Origin of the sequence: Pseudomonas sp. GM21, from assembly GCF_000282215.1 — a bacterium.
In the GTDB taxonomy this organism is placed as follows: Bacteria; Pseudomonadota; Gammaproteobacteria; order Pseudomonadales; family Pseudomonadaceae; genus Aquipseudomonas.
Map to the genome: position 1 here is coordinate 1 of NZ_AKJS01000204.1, position 1665 is coordinate 1665.

General features: G+C 61.0%; 1 protein-coding gene. It reads left to right on the forward strand.

Annotated features, from left to right (window positions below; genetic code table 11):
- Positions 1-16: 16 nt before the first annotated feature.
- Positions 17-1665, forward strand: a 1649-nt coding sequence (gene pgi, locus PMI22_RS00045; protein ID WP_007949547.1) for a glucose-6-phosphate isomerase, incomplete at its 3' end; no start/stop codon positions are given.

Here is a 1665-nt window from a genome sequence, read left to right on the forward strand (position 1 = left end):
AAGGAAACCCGCAGCGATGGCGTACTACCGCACTCCTCACGACGTGACCGCTCTGCCCGCCTGGCAAGCGCTGAATGATCACCGCCAAGCCATGCAGGATTTCAGCATGCGCGAAGCCTTCAATGCCGACCCGCAACGTTTTACTCAATTCACCCTGAGCAGCTGCGGGCTGTTTCTCGATTACTCGAAAAACCTGATCAACGCCGAGACCCGTAATCTGCTGGTGGGCCTGGCGAATGAAGTCGACCTCAAGGGCGCGATCAAATCGCTGTTCGACGGCGAAATCGTCAACGCTTCCGAGGGCCGTCCGGCCCTGCACACCGCGCTGCGCCGCCCGGTGGGCGACAAGCTGTCGGTGAATGGCGTCAACGTGATGCCGGAAGTGCACAAAGTACTGAACCAGATCACCGACCTCGTGGGCCGCATCCACGACGGTCTGTGGCGCGGTTACACCGAGAAACCGATCACCGACGTGGTCAACATCGGCATCGGTGGCTCGTTCCTCGGCCCGGAGCTGGTGTCCGAGGCGCTGCTGTCCTACGCCCAGAAAGGCGTGCGCTGCCACTACCTGGCAAACATCGATGGCAGTGAGTTCCACGAACTGGCCCTGAAGCTGCGTGCCGAGACCACGCTGTTTATCGTGTCGTCGAAATCCTTCAACACCCTCGAAACCCTGAAAAACGCCCAGGCCGCACGCGCCTGGTACCTGGCTCAGGGTGGTTCCGAAGCTGAGTTGTATCGTCACTTCATCGCCGTTTCCAGCAACAATGCCGCGGCTGTGGCGTTCGGTATTCGCGAAGAAAACATCTTCCCGATGTGGGACTGGGTCGGCGGCCGTTATTCGCTGTGGTCGGCCATCGGCCTGCCAATCGCCCTGGCGATCGGCATGTCGAACTTCAAGGAACTGCTGTCCGGTGCCTACACCATGGACCAGCATTTCCTGACCGCCCCGTTCGAGCAGAACATGCCGGTGCTGCTGGCCTTGCTCGGCGTGTGGTACGGCAACTTCTGGGGCGCGCAAAGCCACGCGATCCTGCCGTACGACCACTACCTGCGTAACATCACCAAGCACTTGCAACAGTTGGATATGGAGTCCAACGGCAAGAGCGTGCGCCAGGACGGCACCCCGGTGTCCACCGACACCGGCCCGGTCATCTGGGGCGGCGTCGGGTGCAATGGTCAACACGCCTATCACCAGTTGCTGCACCAGGGCACCCAGCTGATCCCGGCCGACTTCATCGTGCCGATCGTCAGCTTCAACCCGGTGTCCGATCACCACCAGTGGCTGTACGCCAACTGCCTGTCGCAAAGCCAGGCGCTGATGCTGGGCAAGACCCTTGCAGAAGCGCAAGCCGAATTGCGCGACAAAGGCATGAGTGAAGAGGACGTGAAAAAACTGGCGGCGCACAAAGTGATCCCCGGCAACCGTCCGAGCAACACGCTGGTGGTCGAGCGCATCAGCCCGCGTCGCCTCGGCGCATTGGTGGCGATGTACGAACACAAAGTCTTCGTGCAAAGCGTGATCTGGGGCATCAACGCCTTCGATCAGTGGGGCGTGGAACTGGGCAAGGAACTGGGCAAAGGCGTCTACAACCGCCTCGTCGGCAGTGAAGAAACCCCGGCTGACGATGCCTCGACCCAAGGCCTGATCAACTACTTCCGCGG